We start from the raw sequence: 15,104 nt of genomic DNA, 5'->3' as shown, positions 1-15,104 counted from the left end.
TCAGGACTGTCGTAAGACGCCGGGGCGCTTGCAGCAACATTGATTGTTCCAGTCTGCGGTCGCCACTGGCGAGGTCGAAAGATATCCCGTAGCACTGAATAAGGAAGCTGACAGCTGCAGCTTCCCCTCTCGGACGTGAGAGGCCGGTAGTGGGAATCCCTTTGCTTTGGCACCGGGAGGACGTCAAAACGTAGAACGGAAAACGGCGGCCAGGTGGCCGCCGGAAACGCCGATCAGTCTTCGATCAGGGCGTTGGAATAGACTTCCTGCACGTCGTCCAGGTTTTCCAGCGCGTCCAGCAGTTTTTGCATCTTGACCGCGTCGTCGCCCGTGAAGACGGTCTCGGTGGCCGGCTTCATGATGATCTCGGCCACTTCGGCCTTGAAACCGGCCGCTTCCAGCGCGTCCTTGACGGTGGCGAAGTCGTGCGGCGCGCACAGCACTTCAAAGCCGCCTTCCTCGTCGGCCACCACGTCCTCGGCGCCCGCTTCCAGCGCCACTTCCATCAGCGCGTCCTCGTTGGTGCCGGGCGCGAACAGGAACTGGCCGCAGTGCTTGAACATGAAGGACACCGAGTTTTCCGTGCCCATGTTGCCGCCGAACTTGCTGAACGCGTGGCGCACTTCAGCCACCGTGCGCACGCGGTTGTCGGTCATGCAGTCCACGATGATGGCGGCGCCGCCGATGCCGTAGCCTTCGTAGCGCACTTCCTCGTAGTTGGCGCCGTCATCGCCGCCGGTGCCGCGGCTGATCGCGCGCGCCACGTTATCCTTGGGCATGTTGGCGTCGGCCGCCTTGTCGATGGCCAGGCGCAGGCGCGGGTTGGCGGTGACGTCGCCGCCGCCCATGCGCGCGGCAACCGTGATTTCCTTGATCAGTCGGGTCCAGATCTTGCCGCGCTTAGCGTCCGTCGCGGCTTTTTTGTGCTTGATATTGGCCCATTTGCTGTGTCCAGCCATGTTCAGTCTTCCTTAGGCGGTGAGTCCGTGAGGGCGACATTTTAGCATACCGCCGTCCGCCAAAACCGCCCGTCCAGGCCCGCGGCCGCCCCGGCTGGGTGTCGCGCAGGAAATAGAGGGTACTCTCGGTTTCTTGTAGGCATCTCGTCACGAGGCCATGCTACGATTTTAAGTTCCAGTAATTTTCAAACAAGAGGGGACACATGGACAGAAGGCAGTTTCTCAAGTTTAGCGGCTTCATCACCGTTTCCGTGGCCAGCACCGGCCTGGTCGGTTGCGGTGGCAGCAGCGCCCCGGCCGCCGCCAACTTGCCGCCAGCCACCGGCAGCGGCTGGAAGTTCCCGCAAAGCGTCGCCTCGGGCGATCCCCGTCCCGACAGCATCATGCTGTGGACGCGCGCCCTGCCGGCCGGCGCCGACAGCGTGGCCGCCGCCGCGGCCGGCAACGACGTGGCGATCCGCCTGGTGCTGACCGCCGCCGACAACAGCGCCCTGTTGGGCAGCAACGCGGCCCTGTCCGGTTCCCTGCTGGTGGACGAGCAACTGCCGCTGCAAGCCCAGTTCGACAATACGGTGCGCCACAAGGTCACCGGGCTGACGGCCGGCACCACCTATTTCTACCAGTTCGTGGCCGGCGACGTGCGCTCCAACGTGGGCCGCTGCAAGACCGCCCCGGCCGCCGACGCCGATGTCAGCCAGCTGCAGTTCGCCTACATGACGTGCCAGGACTGGAGCATCAACCACTGGGGCGCGATGAGCAACATCGCCACCGAAAACCTCGACTTCATCGTCCATCTGGGCGACTACATCTACGAAACGGTCGGTGAAACGTTCCAGGTCGGCGCCGTCGAGACGCGCCACGACCAGCTGGTGCTGCCCGATGGCGCCTACAAGAGCGGCACCTCGGGCGCCAAGTACGCCACCACCCTGGCCGACTACCGCTACCTGTACAAGAAATACCGCACCGACAGCCGCCTGCAGGCCCTGCACGAGCGCTTCGCCTTCATCGCCATCTGGGACGACCACGAGTTCTCGGACGATTGCTGGCAGGATGCGGAAACCTACGAAGGCACGTTCAACGCCGACGGCAGCGACCTGCACCAGCCTGGCCGCCGCCGCAACGCCAACCAGGCCTGGTTCGAATACATGCCGGCCGACGTCAGCCTCGATACGGCCTCGACCAGCTTCCAGAACATCAAGATCTACCGCGACTTCCAGTTCGGCAAGCTGATGCAACTGGTGATGACGGACGAACGCCTGTACCGTGCCGACCACGTCATTCCGGAAGCGGCCATCAACCCGGCCACCGGCGCGGCCGTGGGCAGCATCGGCGCCCGCTACCTGGTGCCGCAGGACGTGTTCAACAGCGTGGAAGCGCAAAAGATGGCCGGCGGCACCCAGATCGGCCTCGATCCGCTGGCCGTGGTCGGCATGCTGGGCACCACCCAGCGCCAGTGGTGGATGGACAAGATGAAGTCGTCCACCGCGACCTGGAAGCTGTGGGGCAATGAAGTGTCGCTGCTGCGCATGGGCCTGAACGGCGTGGACGCCATCGCGGCCCTGCTGGCCCTGAACGCGATCCCGACCCTGGCTTCGGCCATCGGCTCGACGGCCGCCGCCGTGGGCGGCAACGTGCCCGTGGCCGCCGCCATCGTGGCCGCCTCGACGGCCGGCGCCAGCGCCGCGACCGCCCAGGCCGCCGCCATGGCCATCGCCGGCGCCGGCAGCAGTGCCGCCGCCCAGGGTGCCGCCGCCGTCGGCGCCGGCTTGACGACGGCCCAGGCCGGCATCACCGTGGCCGCCTATGACGCTGCCGTGGCCGCCGCGCCGGCCGGTGCCGCTGCCCAGGCTGGCGCCGCCGCGCAAGTGATCGCCTTCGGCTGGATCAAGCCAGACATCCAGGCCAACAAGGCCGATTCCGTGTTCGTGGCCGCCTCCGGCAAGAAAGCCGCGCTGGCCCCGTTCTTCACCCGCTTCCTGGTCAACTGCGACCAGTGGGACGGCTACAACAGCGAGCGCAAGGCGCTGATGGCCCACCTGAAGAGCAACAACGTGAGCAACGTGGTGGCGCTGACGGGCGACATCCACGCCTTCTTCGCCGGCACCGTCAGCGACGACTATGACGCGGCCAACGGCGGCACGCCGGTGATGGTGGACCTGGTCACGGCCGGCATCAGCTCCGACTCCTTCTTCACCTACCTGAAGGCGGCAGCGGCGGCGCTGGGCGACATCAGCACCCTGGTGAGCTACCCGGTTGCCATCCCCGTGCCGGGCGTGGGCACGCTGAGCCTGGACTTCGACCTGCTGGACTACACCATGGGCAAGGCAGCGCCGACGGTCGACAGCATGCTGGAACAGCTGCGCGTGCAACTGCGCGGCGCGCTGGCGGCCAAGGGCTTGCCGGAAGCGCAACTGGACCCGACGGTGGCCGCCGTGCTGGCCGGCCTGAAGGCCAGCAGCGCCTTCAGCGTCAACCTGCTGGCGCTGGCGCAGCAACTGTCCGCGCTGGGCAACAACCCATGGCTCAAGCATGTGAATACGGACGCCCAGGGCTACACCGTGGTCACCCTGACCCCGGGCAAGCTGACGGCGCAGTTCAAGCAAGCGAACAAGCTGGTGGGCAGCAACGCCCCAGGCACGGTGGTCGCGCGCGTGACCACGGCCACCGTCACGGCCGGTAGCGCCGCCGTCGCCATCAGCTAAGCGATCGCGACAGCGCAACCAAAGCGGGCCCGGCGGTTATGCAGCCGGGCCCGTTTTTTTTCGGCGACAGAAAACCAGCGACGGAAAAATGGGGACGCACCCCATTTTTTCTTGAATGGGGACGTAAACACAATTTGGCGCGAAATGATAAATTCATGCCCGGCGGGCCACTTCCCCCAGTTGTCTACCGGGCCGCCTCCCCGTTTTTTTAAAATGGGGTACGTCCCCATTTTTTTACGTGGGGGAGCTGGCAAAGATGGCGGGGCGAGCGGTGTTGCTGGTTTGCCTTTACAATTCCCGCATGGATAATAGCTTGACGGACTCTTCCCCCGCACCCGGCGTGCGCGCCGCCTTTCTTGGCGGGCTGGGTTTGGCCATCGGCGGCGCCGTGCTGTTTTCCACCAAGGCCGTGGTGGCCAAGCTGCTGTACCGCTACCACATCGACGCCGTTACCCTGATCGCGTTCCGCATGCTGTTCTCGCTGCCCGTGTTCGCCGTCATCGCCGTCTGGCAGATGCGCAGCGGGCCGCCGCTGTCGGGCGCCGACCGCTGGCGCCTGGTGGGGCTGGGCTTGCTTGGCTATTACCTGTCCAGCTTCCTCGATTTCCTCGGCCTGCAGTACATTTCCGTCGGCCTGGAACGGCTGATCCTGTTCCTCACGCCCACCTTCGTGCTGCTGATGACCACCATCTTCCTGCGCCAGCACATCCGCCGCGGCCAGTGGCTGGCATTGATCACGTCCTATGCCGGCATCGTGCTGGTGTTCCTGCATGACTTGCGCGGCGGCGGCAACGTGGCGCTGGGGGCGGGGCTGGTGCTCGGTTCGGCCACGTCCTACGCCGTCTACCTGCTGTTTTCCGGCGAGATGGTCAAGCGCCTCGGCTCCTTGCGCCTGGTGTCGTATGCCATGTGCGTGTCCAGCGTGGCCTGCATCGCCCAGTTCTTTATCCTGCGCCCGGCCGCGCTGCTGATCCAGCCGGCGCCCGTGTACTGGCTGTCGCTCGTCAACGGCTTGCTGTGCACCGTCATGCCGGTGTTCATGACTATGACCGCCGTGGCCCGCATCGGCGCCAGCACGGCGTCGCAAGCCGGTATGATAGGCCCCGTTTCCACCCTGTTCCTCGGCGCGCTGCTCCTGGGCGAGCCGATCACCCCCTGGCAGCTGGCCGGCACCACGCTGGTGCTGGCGGGGATATATCAGCTGTCGAAGAAGTAGCACCACCTTGTCCTTCACCTTTATTACGGATCACGCCATGAAAACCCGCATCGCCCTGATTGCCCACGACAAGAAAAAAGACGACATGATCGCGCTGGCCACCGAATACCGCGCCTTCCTGGCCGGTTGCTCGCTGGTGGCCACCGGCACCACGGGCGGCCGCCTCGTCAACGAGGTGGGGCTGCAGGTGGACCGCAAGCATTCGGGCCCGTTCGGCGGCGACTTGCAGATCGGTTCCCTGCTGGTGGAGGGCATGATCGATTGCGTGATCTTCCTGCGCGACCCGATGACGCCGCAGCCGCACGAGCCGGACATCAACGCCCTGGTGCGCGCCTGCGACGTGCACAATACGCCGTGCGCCACCAACATGGCGTCGGCACATCTGGTACTGTCGCAGTTGCAGCTGCGCGCGCAGCCTTGATCCTTATCGTTGAGCGGAGGCCGGCATGAGCAAGGTAATCCAGATGTCCCGCACCGGCGGGCCGGAAGTGATGGAGCTGATCGACGTGACGCTGGCGCCGCCCGGCCCCGGCGAGGCACAGGTGCGCCACGAGGCGATCGGCGTCAATTTCATCGACGTGTATTTCCGCACCGGCCTGTATCCGCAGCCGCTGCCGGCCGGGCTGGGCATGGAAGGGGCGGGCGTGGTGGAAGCCATCGGCCCCGGCGTCACCGAGGTCAAGGTAGGCGACCGGGTGGCCTACGCGGGCCGGCCCAACGGCGCCTACGCCCAGGCCCGCAACATGCCGGCGGCGGCGCTGCTGGTGCTGCCCGAGCACATCGGCTTCGAGACGGCGGCCGCCATGATGCTGCAGGGCTTGACGGTGCAGTACCTGTTCCATCGTACGGTGGCGCTCAAGGCGGGCGACACCATCCTGTTCCACGCGGCCGCGGGCGGCGTGGGCCTGATCGCCTGCCAGTGGGCCAAGGTGCTGGGCGTGAACCTGATCGGCACCGTGGGCTCGGAGCAGAAAGCGGCGCTGGCGCGGGCCAACGGCGCGGCCCACGTCATCAACTACAACACGGAGAACTTTGTCGAGCGGGTGCGCGAGATCACGGGTGGCAAGGGCGTCTCCGTGGTCTACGATTCGATCGGCAAGGATACCTTTACGGGGTCGCTCGATTGCCTGGCGCCGCTGGGCATGATGGTCAGCTTCGGCAATGCCTCCGGCCCGGTGCCGCCGTTCAGCCTGGGCGAGCTGGCCTCGCGCGGTTCGCTGTTCATCACGCGCCCTTCGCTGATGAACTACATGGCCAGGCGCGAGGACCTGGAAGCGTCGGCCGCCTCGCTGTTCGGCGTGGTGGGCAGCGGCGAAGTGAAGGTGCCGGTGCGCCAGCGCTATAATCTGGCCGATGTGGCGCAAGCCCATATCGACCTGGAGTCGCGCAAGACGACGGGTTCTTCCATCCTGCTACCGTGAGCGCCATGCCTGACCATACCGACCAGCCAGTACCTGTTTCCGCCGCCGGCGACGGCTCTCCCAAGTTCGGCCGCCTGCTGATCGTGCTGGTGCTGGCCGTGATGCTGATCGGCGCCATCACGCTGGCGGCCGAGGCCTACTATTCCTGAACGGCGGGGAAGGGGGAATGCAGGCACCGCCTGCATTTCCCCGCAGTGAGTAGGCCAGCCTGCGGCAGTGCGCCACGGGTAGGGGCGCATAGCCTTGCAGCGCGCAGCCCTTATTTGACGGCCGGCGCCGTTTCCCTGGCCGCCGGTGCCGGCGCCTTCACGGCCGGCGCTTCATCCTCGTCCATCTTCGCGTCGATCTTCATCTCGACCTGGTGCGGCACGCCGCTCTGGCCGGGGAAGCCGGCGAACGCGCTGTGCACCAGCGCCGGCATCACGTGCGGCGTGGCCTGCACGCGGCTCACGTTATGCACCGTGACGTCGTACAGCTTGTGCCCCGTGTTGGAATTGATGGTGATGTTGAGCTGGCGCTCGTACTGGTGACGCACCGATTCTTCCATTTCCATGGTGCCGTAGAACAAGGGGTCATAGAAGAACGGACGGTAGCCGTAGCGGTAGTAGGGGTAGCGGCCCCAGCCCGGTCCCCAGTACGGTCCGGGCCAGAACGGGTCGGTGGCCGTCAGCACGCGGATCGGCTGGTCCACGGTCTTGAAGTGCATCCCGACCAATAACTTGGCGTGGGCCGGCTCGGCCGCCTGGTGAAAGCCCAGCTTGCCCAGCTCGTTGCGCACCAACACCTGATAGCTGCGGTATTCCAGTGTGTCCTCGTTGGCCGGCGGCGCGGCGAACACGTAAGCCTTGTCCTGCAAGTCCGCCGGCCAGTCGTTGAAGGCGGTCACGTCGCTGCGTATCGTCGTCGCGCAACCGCTCAACAGCAGGGTGGCGGCAGCCGCCACGATGGCGAATGATTTCATGGCATTGCCCTTCCACAATGAATGTTCCATGTTTTAGTCTACGACGAAGTTGTCGTTAGCGCATGATTATTACAGAATGTTACGGCCAGCGGGAAACCTGCAACTAATCTGCGTTCCACAGCCCAAAACCCATCGCGGCGGGTCTGGTATTGGTAAAATAGGCCCTTGATCCCGCCTACCAGCAGAGCTCCCATGCGCACAGACAGCAGCCCCCAGACCATCTTCCGCAAGGATTACACCCCGCCGGCCTATCTGGTCGATACGGTCGAACTGGGCTTCGACCTTGACCCGGCCCGCACCATCGTCGCCAACCGCATCACCATGCACCGCAATCCGGCCAGCAAGAGCCGCGACATCGTGCTGCACGGCGAGGAGATCGAGCTGGTACAGCTGCGCCTGAACGGCAAACTGCTGACGGCCAGCCAGTACCACCTGACGCCGTCCTCGCTGACCATTCCCAAGGCCCCGGCCGAGGCGGTGCTGGAGATCGAAACCCTGTGCGCGCCCGTGCAGAACACGACGCTGTCGGGCCTGTACGTCTCGAACGGTAATTTCTTCACCCAGTGCGAGGCCGAAGGCTTCCGCCGCATCACCTATTTCCCCGACCGCCCGGACGTGATGGCCAAATACACGGTCATGCTGCGGGCCGACAAGCAGCTCTATCCGGTGCTGCTGTCGAACGGTAACCTGATCGAAGAGGGCGACTTGGGCGACGGGCGCCACTACGCCAAGTGGGAAGACCCGTTCAAGAAGCCGTCCTACCTGTTCGCCCTGGTGGCGGCCCGCCTCGTGTGCCAGGAAGAGCGCTACACGCTCAAGTCCGGGCGCGAAGTGCTGCTGCAGGTATGGGTGGAGGAGGGCAACCTCGACAAGACCGACTACGCCATGCAGTCGCTGAAGAACTCCATCCGCTGGGACGAGGAACGCTTCGGGCTGGAGCTGGACCTGGACCGCTTCATGATCGTCGCCGTGGGCGACTTCAACATGGGCGCCATGGAGAACAAGGGCCTGAACATCTTCAACACCAAGTTCGTGCTGGCCAACCCGCGCGTGGCGACCGACATCGACTACGCCGGCATCGAAGCCGTGGTGGGCCACGAGTACTTCCACAACTGGACCGGCAACCGCGTCACGTGCCGCGACTGGTTCCAGCTGTCGCTGAAGGAAGGCCTGACCGTGTTCCGCGACCAGGAATTCTCGGCCGACATGATAGGCACCGACACCGGCCGCGCCGTCACCCGCATCGACCAGGTGCGCACGCTGCGCCAGGCCCAGTTCCCGGAAGACGCTGGCCCCATGGCGCACCCGGTGCGGCCCGACTCCTTCGTCGAGATCAACAACTTCTACACCGTGACCGTGTATGAAAAAGGCGCCGAAGTGGTGCGCATGTACCAGACCTTGCTGGGCCGCGACGGCTTCCGCAAGGGCATGGACCTGTACTTCGCACGGCACGACGGCCAGGCCGTGGAATGCGACGACTTCCGCGCCGCCATGGCCGACGCCAACCGCCGCGACCTGACCCAGTTCGAGCGCTGGTACAGCCAGGCCGGCACCCCCGTGGTGACGGCCAGCACCCATTACGACGCCTTCTCCCGCAGCTACGAAATCACGCTCAGCCAGCACTGCCCGGCCACGGCCGGCCAGCAGGACAAGCTGCCGTTCCACATCCCCGTGGCCGTGGGCCTGCTGGGCGCGGACGGCAAGGACTTGCCGCTGCGGCTGGACGGCGCGCCGTCGGCCAAGCGCGCCCCCACCACCGTGGTGCTGGAACTGACGGAGGCAACGCAGACCTTCCGCTTCAAGGGCATCGACGAGAAGCCCACGCCGTCGCTGCTGCGCGGCTTCTCCGCGCCCGTGGTGCTGGAATACGACTACACGGACGCCGAACTGCTGCACCTGTTCAGCCACGACAGCGATCCCGTCAACCGCTGGGAAGCGGGCCAGCGCCTGGCCATGGAACGGCTGCTGGTGCTGACCAGCGCCGTCGCCGCCGGCGACTCGCTGGCGCTGGACGACACCTTCATCGCCGCCTTCCGCAACGTGCTGACCGATGCCGCGCTGGACCCGGCCTTCCGCGAGCTGGCCCTGATCCTGCCGTCGGAAACCATCATCGCCGAGCAGGTGCCCGTGGTCGATCCGCAAGCGATCCATGCTGCGCGCCAGTTCATGCGCCGTACCATCGGCGCCGCGCTGCGGCCGGAACTGCTGGCCCAGTACCACGCCAACCAGACCCCCGGCGCCTACAGCCCGGACGCCATCTCGGCCGGCAAGCGGGCGCTGAAGAACCTGGCCCTGTCCTATCTGCTGACGGCGCCGCGCGAGCAGGAACTGGCGCTGGCGCAGGAACAGTTTGCGCAGGCGTCCAACATGACGGACCGCGCCGCCGCGCTGGCGGCCCTGATCCACAGCGGCACCGACGCCAGCGCCAGCCTGCACAGCTTCTACGCCGACTTCGAGCAGGACGCGCTGGTGATCGACAAATGGTTCGCCATGCAGGCCGCCGCCCCCGGCACCGACGTGGCGGCCGTGCGCAAGCTGATGCAGCATCCGGCTTTCACGCTGAAAAACCCGAACCGGGCCCGCAGCCTGCTGTTCAATTTCGCCAACGGCAATCCGCCCCAGTTCCACGCGGCCGACGGCAGCGGCTACGACTTCTGGGCCGAGCAGGTGATCGCGCTCGACAAGATCAACCCGCAGGTGGCGGCCCGCCTGGCGCGCAGCATGGACCGCTGGCGCCGTTACGTGCCGGCGCTGCAGGTGCACATGCGCCACGCGCTCGAGCGCGTCGCCTCGCGTTCCAAGCTGTCGAACGACGTGCTGGAAGTGATCAGCAAAGCCCTGTCCAACTAATTATTTTCACCAACCAAGGGAATACATGAAACGCATCAGCCTCACCCAATACCTGGTCGAAGAACAGCGACTCAACAACACGATCCCGGCCGAACTGCGCCTGTTGATCGAAGTGGTCGCGCGCGCCTGCAAGACCATCAGCCACTCGGTGGGCAAGGGCGCGCTGGGCGAAGTGCTAGGCACGGCCGAGACGGAAAACATCCAGGGCGAAGTGCAGAAGAAGCTCGACATCATCTCCAACGAAATCCTGCTGGAAGCGAACGAATGGGGCGGCCACCTGGCGGCCATGGCGTCGGAAGAGATGGAATCGATCCACCCGATCCCGAACCGCTATCCCAAGGGCGAATACATGCTGCTGTTCGATCCGCTGGACGGCTCCTCCAACATCGACGTCAACGTCTCGATCGGCACCATCTTCTCCGTGCTGAAGGCGCCGGAAGGCATGGGCGAACCGACCGAGGCCGACTTCATGCAGGCCGGCAGCAAGCAGGTGGCCGCCGGCTACGCCGTGTACGGCCCGCAGACCATGCTGGTGCTGACCACCGGCCACGGCGTGAACTGCTTCACGCTCGACCGCGAGATGGGTTCCTGGGTGCTGACCCAGCGCGACATGCAGATCCCGGCCAAGACCAAGGAATTCGCCATCAACATGTCCAACATGCGTCACTGGCATCCTCCCGTCAAGCGCTACGTGGACGAGCTGCTGGCCGGCGACACGGGCCCGCGCGGCACCAACTTCAACATGCGCTGGATCGCCTCCATGGTGGCCGACGTGCACCGCATCCTGAACCGCGGCGGCATCTTCATGTACCCGGCCGACCTGCGCGACACGTCCATGCCCGGCAAGCTGCGTTTGATGTACGAAGCGAATCCGATGGCCTTCATCGTCGAGCAGGCCGGCGGCGCGGCCACCGACGGCCAGCAGCGCATCCTCGACATCGCACCGCACAAGCTGCACCAGCGCGTGCCGGTGTTCCTCGGCTCGCGCGACGAGGTGGCCGTGGTGACCGGTTACCACCAGGGTTGATGCGGACATAGTCCAATTGGTGCCCGATACAATGACAATTTTTCAATGTCTCAAAAAATTTTGCATCGGGGACTAGCGGAGTCCAAGAATTATTTGTTAGAATGCGGGACTTCGCCGCTTTAGCTCAGTTGGTAGAGCAGTTCATTCGTAATGAAAAGGTCGCCAGTTCGATTCCGGCAAGCGGCACCAAGGATTCAACAAACAACCCGCGTTCTCGCAAGAGGCGCGGGTTTTTTGTTGGTGCGCCCGGCAAGGGCGCACTCCTATGGGTGCAAGTCCCGTCGCCAGCTGGCCACAGTGAGAGAAGGGGCGGCGGCCGCTGCGCTCCCTCGCCGCCTGGCCTGCCCCGGATCAAAAAACCATCGGTGCCAACACGCATCTTTGCGTTAACCGATTGCCCATCCACTGATATCTTGCCTCGCCCCCCCCTGATCCCGCCGATGTGGCGGCCAGGGACACGTTTGCATCGACCTCTCCAATTTTTCATGGCTCACCTTGACATGGCCTCCCAATTTGCCTACTATCTATTGGAACGTTCCAATTCGAGCGTTCAGGCAATTTTTTCGAGGAATTTGAGATGAAAAAGCTAGGCTGGGTATTAGTAGGGGCAAGCACGATTGCACGGGAATGGATGATCTCTGCCATTCGTGAACAGGGCGAGGGTGACATCGTCGCCGTGGTCAGTAGCGATGCCGGGCGCGGGACGCAATTCGCGGCCGAGCATGGCATCCCGGCCAGTTTCACCGATCTCGCGCAGGCGCTCGCCCAGCCCGGGGTAGACGCGGTCTACATCAGCACCACGAACGAACAGCATCTGCCGCAAGTATTGGCGGCGGCGGCGGCCGGCAAGCACGTCCTGTGCGAAAAGCCGCTGGCCCTTACCGTGGCCGATGCGCGCCACATGGTGGCCGCTTGCGCCGCCGCCGGGGTCGTCCTGGGGACCAACCATCACTTGCGCAACGCGGCGACGCACCGTCGTCTCCGTAGCCTGATACAGGAAGGCGCCATCGGCCGGCCGCTGTACGCACGCGTATTTCATGCCGTGCATCTGCCGCCCCACCTGCAAGGCTGGCGCCTGCATTCGCCGCAAGCGGGCGGCGGCGTCATTCTGGATATCAGCGTGCACGACGCGGATACCTTGCGTTTCATTTTGGACGACGAACCGGTCAGTGTTGCGGCCCAGGGGAGCGTTGGCGCGGCAGGTGGTGGCGGCGCTGCACTGGAAGTTGGCGTGATGGCCACGATTCAGTTCAGCAAGGGGGTACTGGCTCAGATTCATGACGCGTTCGACGTGCCATATGCACCCACAGGGTTGGAAGTGCATGGCAGCGCCGGCTCCATCGTGGCGCGCGACGTCATGACGCAGCGCGCCATCGGCGAGGTGTTCCTGCGGAATGCCGACGGCGAAGTGCAGGTGCCGGTCGAGCACGAAAACCTTTATGTGAGTTCGGTGCGGGCCTTCCACGCAGCCATGCGCGGCGCCGGCCAGCCTTCGGCGGGCGGGGAGGATGGTGTGCGCTCGCTGGCGACGGCACTGGCCATAGAACAGGCTTGCCGCCATGGAAAACGCGTCTCGGTGGATTGGGAAAAATAATGAAACCTATGTCAAAAGTGATAACGGCGGCCGCCGCCGCGCGCCTGATCAACGATAACGATGTCGTGAGCGTCAGTTCGTCCAGTGGTCTTGGATGTCCGGATGCCGTGCTGGCAGCCATCGGCAACCGGTTCCAGGAAGAGCGTCATCCGCGGGCGTTGACCATGTTGCATCCGATCGCCGCCGGCGACATGTACGGCATCCCAGGCATCGACCACCTGGCACAGGCCGGCCTGATCGACACCATCCTGGCGGGCTCCTACCCCAGCGGCCCTTCGTCGCTGCCCATGCCCGCGATCTGGCGCATGATCGCGGGGAACGAGATTCGTGCCTACAATATACCGAGTGGCGTCATGTTCGACATGCACCGCGACGCGGCTGCCAAGCGCCCCGGCGTATTGACCAAGGTCGGACTGGGCACCTTTGTCGATCCGGAGCAGCTGGGCGGCGCGATGAACGCGCTGGCGGCGGCCACGCCCGTCGTGGAAAAAGTATCGTTCGATGGGGACCAATGGTTGTACTTCCGTGCCATCGTGCCACGCGTGACCATTGTGCGCGCCACCACGGCCGACGAGCGCGGCAATCTGTCCTACGAACATGAAGGGGCATATCTGGGCGGGCTGGATCAGGCGTTGGCAGCCCGTAACAACGGCGGCATCGTCATCGCCCAGGTCAAGCGCGTCGTCAAAGCGGGTTCGATCGCGCCGCAGCGGGTACACATTCCTTGCAACCTGGTGGACTATATTGTGGCCGCGCCGGAACAGGCGCAGACAACGCAGACGCCTTACGATCCCGCCATCAGTGGCGAGGTCAGCCGTCCCCTGGCGGAATTCGACTATACGCCATGGGGGCCCGAAAAAGTCATCGCGCGCCGCGCCGCGCAGGAGCTCGGCAGCGGCAACGCCGTCAATCTCGGCTTTGGCATCTCCGCCAACGTCCCTCGCATCGTGTTGGAAGAGGGCCGGCACGGCGAGGTGACGTGGGTGATTGAACAAGGAGCCGTGGGCGGCGTTCCCCTGCTGGGATTCGCCTTCGGTTGTTCAGCGAATGCCGACGCCATCATGCCTTCATCGGCGCAATTCACCTACTTCCAGGGCGGCGGCTTCGACGTGTCCTTACTGTCGTTCCTGCAGATCGGTGCGGACGGCAGCGTCAATGTCTCGCGTCTGCCAGCCAAGCCCTACCTGACCGCCGGCTGCGGCGGCTTTGTCGATATCACTACCCATGCCCGGCGCCTGGTGTTTTCCGGCTTCTTCACGGCCGGGGCTGTCGTCCACGCCGCGGACGGCGAGCTGCATATTGAACGCGAAGGCAAGATGCGCAAATTGGTCGACGCCGTTGATCACATCACCTTCAGCGGCAAGATGGCGCGTCAGCGCGGCCAGCACGTGCTCTATGTGACGGAACGGTGTGTCATGCAGTTAATGCCGGACGGGCTGGAAGTGATCGAGATCGCCCCAGGCGTCGAGCTGCGGCGCGACATATTGGACCTGGCCGACTTCCCGCTGCGGGTCAGTCCACAGCTGCGCCTGATGGACGCCGCTCTGTTTGTCGATGCGCCGATGGGCTTGCGCCTGAAAGGGGAGCCAAATGAATGACCAGGGGGCCATCACTGTCGGCGAAGCCGACGGCATCGTCACCGTGAGCCTGGCGCGTGCCGCCAAGCTTAACGCCTTGACGCCGGCCATGTTGGAGCAACTGGCGCAAGTGGCGTTGGCGCTCGATGCCCGCAATGACGTGCGCTGCGTCATCCTGACCGGTGAAGGCGAGCGCGCCTTCTGCGTCGGCGCCGATATTACGATCTGGGCCGAACTGGCGCCGCTCGATATGTGGCGTCTGTGGACCCGGCGCGGTCACCACGCGTTCGACCTGTGGGCCAGGTTGCGTCCGCCCGTGATCGCGGCATTGAACGGCCATGCGCTGGGCGGCGGCCTTGAACTGGCCGCAGTCGCGGACATCCGTATCGCCGACCCGCGTGCCACATTCGGCTTGCCCGAAGCATCCATCGCGACCTGTCCCGGCTGGTCCGGCACCCAACGCCTGAGCAAGCTGATTGGCGCCAGCCGCGTCAAATACCTGGCCTTGACCGGCAAGCGCATCAGCGCAACGGAGGCCTGGCGCCTTGGACTGGTGCATGAAATCGCCGGCGAGGCTGGCGCGCTGGTGCAGGCCCAGGAACTTGCCCGCGAGATCAGCCGTCTGGCCCCCATTTCGTTGCAGCTGACCAAACAATTAATCGACGCCGCCAACGGCGAGGGCCTGGCCGCCACGCTGGAAGCGATGGCCGGCGCCGTTGCCGCGGCAACGCGCGATGCGGGAGAGGGGCTGGCCAGCTTCCGCGAAAAACGCCCCGCCCACTATCAAGGAGAATGAA

At 65.0% G+C, this 15,104-nt stretch carries 12 protein-coding genes and 1 tRNA gene; 11 read left to right on the top strand and 2 right to left on the bottom strand.

The window, feature by feature from the left end:
• Window positions 1–233: 233 nt before the first annotated feature.
• Window positions 234–959, bottom strand: a complete 726-nt coding sequence (locus AC3WOS_RS16675; protein WP_492717140.1) for a YebC/PmpR family DNA-binding transcriptional regulator — start codon at window positions 957–959, stop codon at window positions 234–236.
• 203 nt (window positions 960–1,162) lie between these two features.
• On the opposite strand from AC3WOS_RS16675, the gene AC3WOS_RS16670 reads away from it, so the two are divergent.
• The 5 genes from AC3WOS_RS16670 (at window position 1,163) to AC3WOS_RS16650 (ending at window position 6,447) form a co-directional block, all read left to right on the top strand.
• The gene (locus AC3WOS_RS16670) at window positions 1,163–3,661 is read left to right on the top strand and encodes an alkaline phosphatase D family protein (RefSeq protein WP_492717139.1); all 2,499 of its coding nucleotides are present in this window, start codon (window positions 1,163–1,165) and stop codon (window positions 3,659–3,661) included.
• Window positions 3,662–3,962: 301 nt separating this feature from the next.
• Complete coding sequence (locus tag AC3WOS_RS16665) at window positions 3,963–4,877, top strand: DMT family transporter (RefSeq protein WP_492717138.1); 915 nt, start codon at window positions 3,963–3,965, stop codon at window positions 4,875–4,877.
• 37 nt (window positions 4,878–4,914) lie between these two features.
• Window positions 4,915–5,298, top strand: a complete 384-nt coding sequence (locus AC3WOS_RS16660) for a methylglyoxal synthase (RefSeq protein WP_492717137.1) — start codon at window positions 4,915–4,917, stop codon at window positions 5,296–5,298.
• A gap of 25 nt (window positions 5,299–5,323) precedes the next feature.
• Window positions 5,324–6,298, top strand: a complete 975-nt coding sequence (locus tag AC3WOS_RS16655; protein ID WP_492717136.1) for a quinone oxidoreductase family protein — start codon at window positions 5,324–5,326, stop codon at window positions 6,296–6,298.
• Between the two features lie 5 nt (window positions 6,299–6,303).
• Window positions 6,304–6,447, top strand: coding sequence for a hypothetical protein (locus AC3WOS_RS16650; RefSeq protein WP_492717135.1), 144 nt, complete (start codon window positions 6,304–6,306; stop codon window positions 6,445–6,447).
• A gap of 110 nt (window positions 6,448–6,557) precedes the next feature.
• Here the strand turns inward: AC3WOS_RS16650 and AC3WOS_RS16645 are convergent, their stop codons facing one another.
• Window positions 6,558–7,259, bottom strand: coding sequence for a DUF4136 domain-containing protein (locus AC3WOS_RS16645; RefSeq protein ID WP_492717134.1), 702 nt, complete (start codon window positions 7,257–7,259; stop codon window positions 6,558–6,560).
• Window positions 7,260–7,451: 192 nt separating this feature from the next.
• Here AC3WOS_RS16645 and pepN point away from each other — a divergent pair, with 192 nt between their 5' ends.
• The 6 genes from pepN (at window position 7,452) to AC3WOS_RS16615 (ending at window position 15,103) form a co-directional block, all read left to right on the top strand.
• On the top strand, window positions 7,452–10,109 hold the full coding sequence (pepN, locus tag AC3WOS_RS16640) for an aminopeptidase N (RefSeq protein ID WP_492717133.1): 2,658 nt from the start codon (window positions 7,452–7,454) through the stop codon (window positions 10,107–10,109).
• Window positions 10,110–10,134: 25 nt separating this feature from the next.
• Window positions 10,135–11,136: a class 1 fructose-bisphosphatase gene (locus tag AC3WOS_RS16635; RefSeq protein ID WP_492717132.1), complete on the top strand. Its 1,002-nt coding sequence runs from the start codon at window positions 10,135–10,137 to the stop codon at window positions 11,134–11,136.
• 113 nt (window positions 11,137–11,249) lie between these two features.
• Window positions 11,250–11,325: transfer RNA gene (locus AC3WOS_RS16630), tRNA-Thr, on the top strand.
• Window positions 11,326–11,713: 388 nt separating this feature from the next.
• A complete protein-coding gene (locus AC3WOS_RS16625) occupies window positions 11,714–12,730 on the top strand; it encodes a Gfo/Idh/MocA family protein (protein ID WP_492717131.1) in 1,017 nt (338 codons plus the stop codon).
• Between the two features lie 8 nt (window positions 12,731–12,738).
• Window positions 12,739–14,328, top strand: a complete 1,590-nt coding sequence (locus AC3WOS_RS16620; RefSeq protein WP_492717130.1) for an acyl CoA:acetate/3-ketoacid CoA transferase — start codon at window positions 12,739–12,741, stop codon at window positions 14,326–14,328.
• Complete coding sequence (locus AC3WOS_RS16615; protein ID WP_492717129.1) at window positions 14,321–15,103, top strand: enoyl-CoA hydratase/isomerase family protein; 783 nt, start codon at window positions 14,321–14,323, stop codon at window positions 15,101–15,103. Before AC3WOS_RS16620 ends, AC3WOS_RS16615 begins: the two co-directional genes overlap by 8 nt.
• The last annotated feature ends 1 nt before the right edge of the window (window position 15,104 follow it).

This window comes from Rugamonas sp. FW305-51 (assembly GCF_058786935.1).
Note: the sequence above shows the minus strand (reverse complement) of the source record. Positions and strands in the feature narration are given on the sequence as shown.

Bases quoted from the DNA above. Each gene is read 5' to 3' on its own strand.
- AC3WOS_RS16660 (WP_492717137.1), top strand. From the start codon at position 4,915: ATGAAAACCCGCATCGCCCTGATTGCCCACGACAAGAAAAAAGACGAC.
- AC3WOS_RS16650 (WP_492717135.1), top strand. From the start codon at position 6,304: ATGCCTGACCATACCGACCAGCCAGTACCTGTTTCCGCCGCCGGCGAC.
- AC3WOS_RS16620 (WP_492717130.1), top strand. From the start codon at position 12,739: ATGTCAAAAGTGATAACGGCGGCCGCCGCCGCGCGCCTGATCAACGAT.
- AC3WOS_RS16665 (WP_492717138.1), top strand. From the start codon at position 3,963: ATGGATAATAGCTTGACGGACTCTTCCCCCGCACCCGGCGTGCGCGCC.
- AC3WOS_RS16615 (WP_492717129.1), top strand. From the start codon at position 14,321: ATGAATGACCAGGGGGCCATCACTGTCGGCGAAGCCGACGGCATCGTC.
- pepN (WP_492717133.1), top strand. From the start codon at position 7,452: ATGCGCACAGACAGCAGCCCCCAGACCATCTTCCGCAAGGATTACACC.
- AC3WOS_RS16670 (WP_492717139.1), top strand. From the start codon at position 1,163: ATGGACAGAAGGCAGTTTCTCAAGTTTAGCGGCTTCATCACCGTTTCC.
- AC3WOS_RS16635 (WP_492717132.1), top strand. From the start codon at position 10,135: ATGAAACGCATCAGCCTCACCCAATACCTGGTCGAAGAACAGCGACTC.
- AC3WOS_RS16645 (WP_492717134.1), bottom strand. From the start codon at position 7,259: ATGAAATCATTCGCCATCGTGGCGGCTGCCGCCACCCTGCTGTTGAGC.
- AC3WOS_RS16625 (WP_492717131.1), top strand. From the start codon at position 11,714: ATGAAAAAGCTAGGCTGGGTATTAGTAGGGGCAAGCACGATTGCACGG.
- AC3WOS_RS16675 (WP_492717140.1), bottom strand. From the start codon at position 959: ATGGCTGGACACAGCAAATGGGCCAATATCAAGCACAAAAAAGCCGCG.
- AC3WOS_RS16655 (WP_492717136.1), top strand. From the start codon at position 5,324: ATGAGCAAGGTAATCCAGATGTCCCGCACCGGCGGGCCGGAAGTGATG.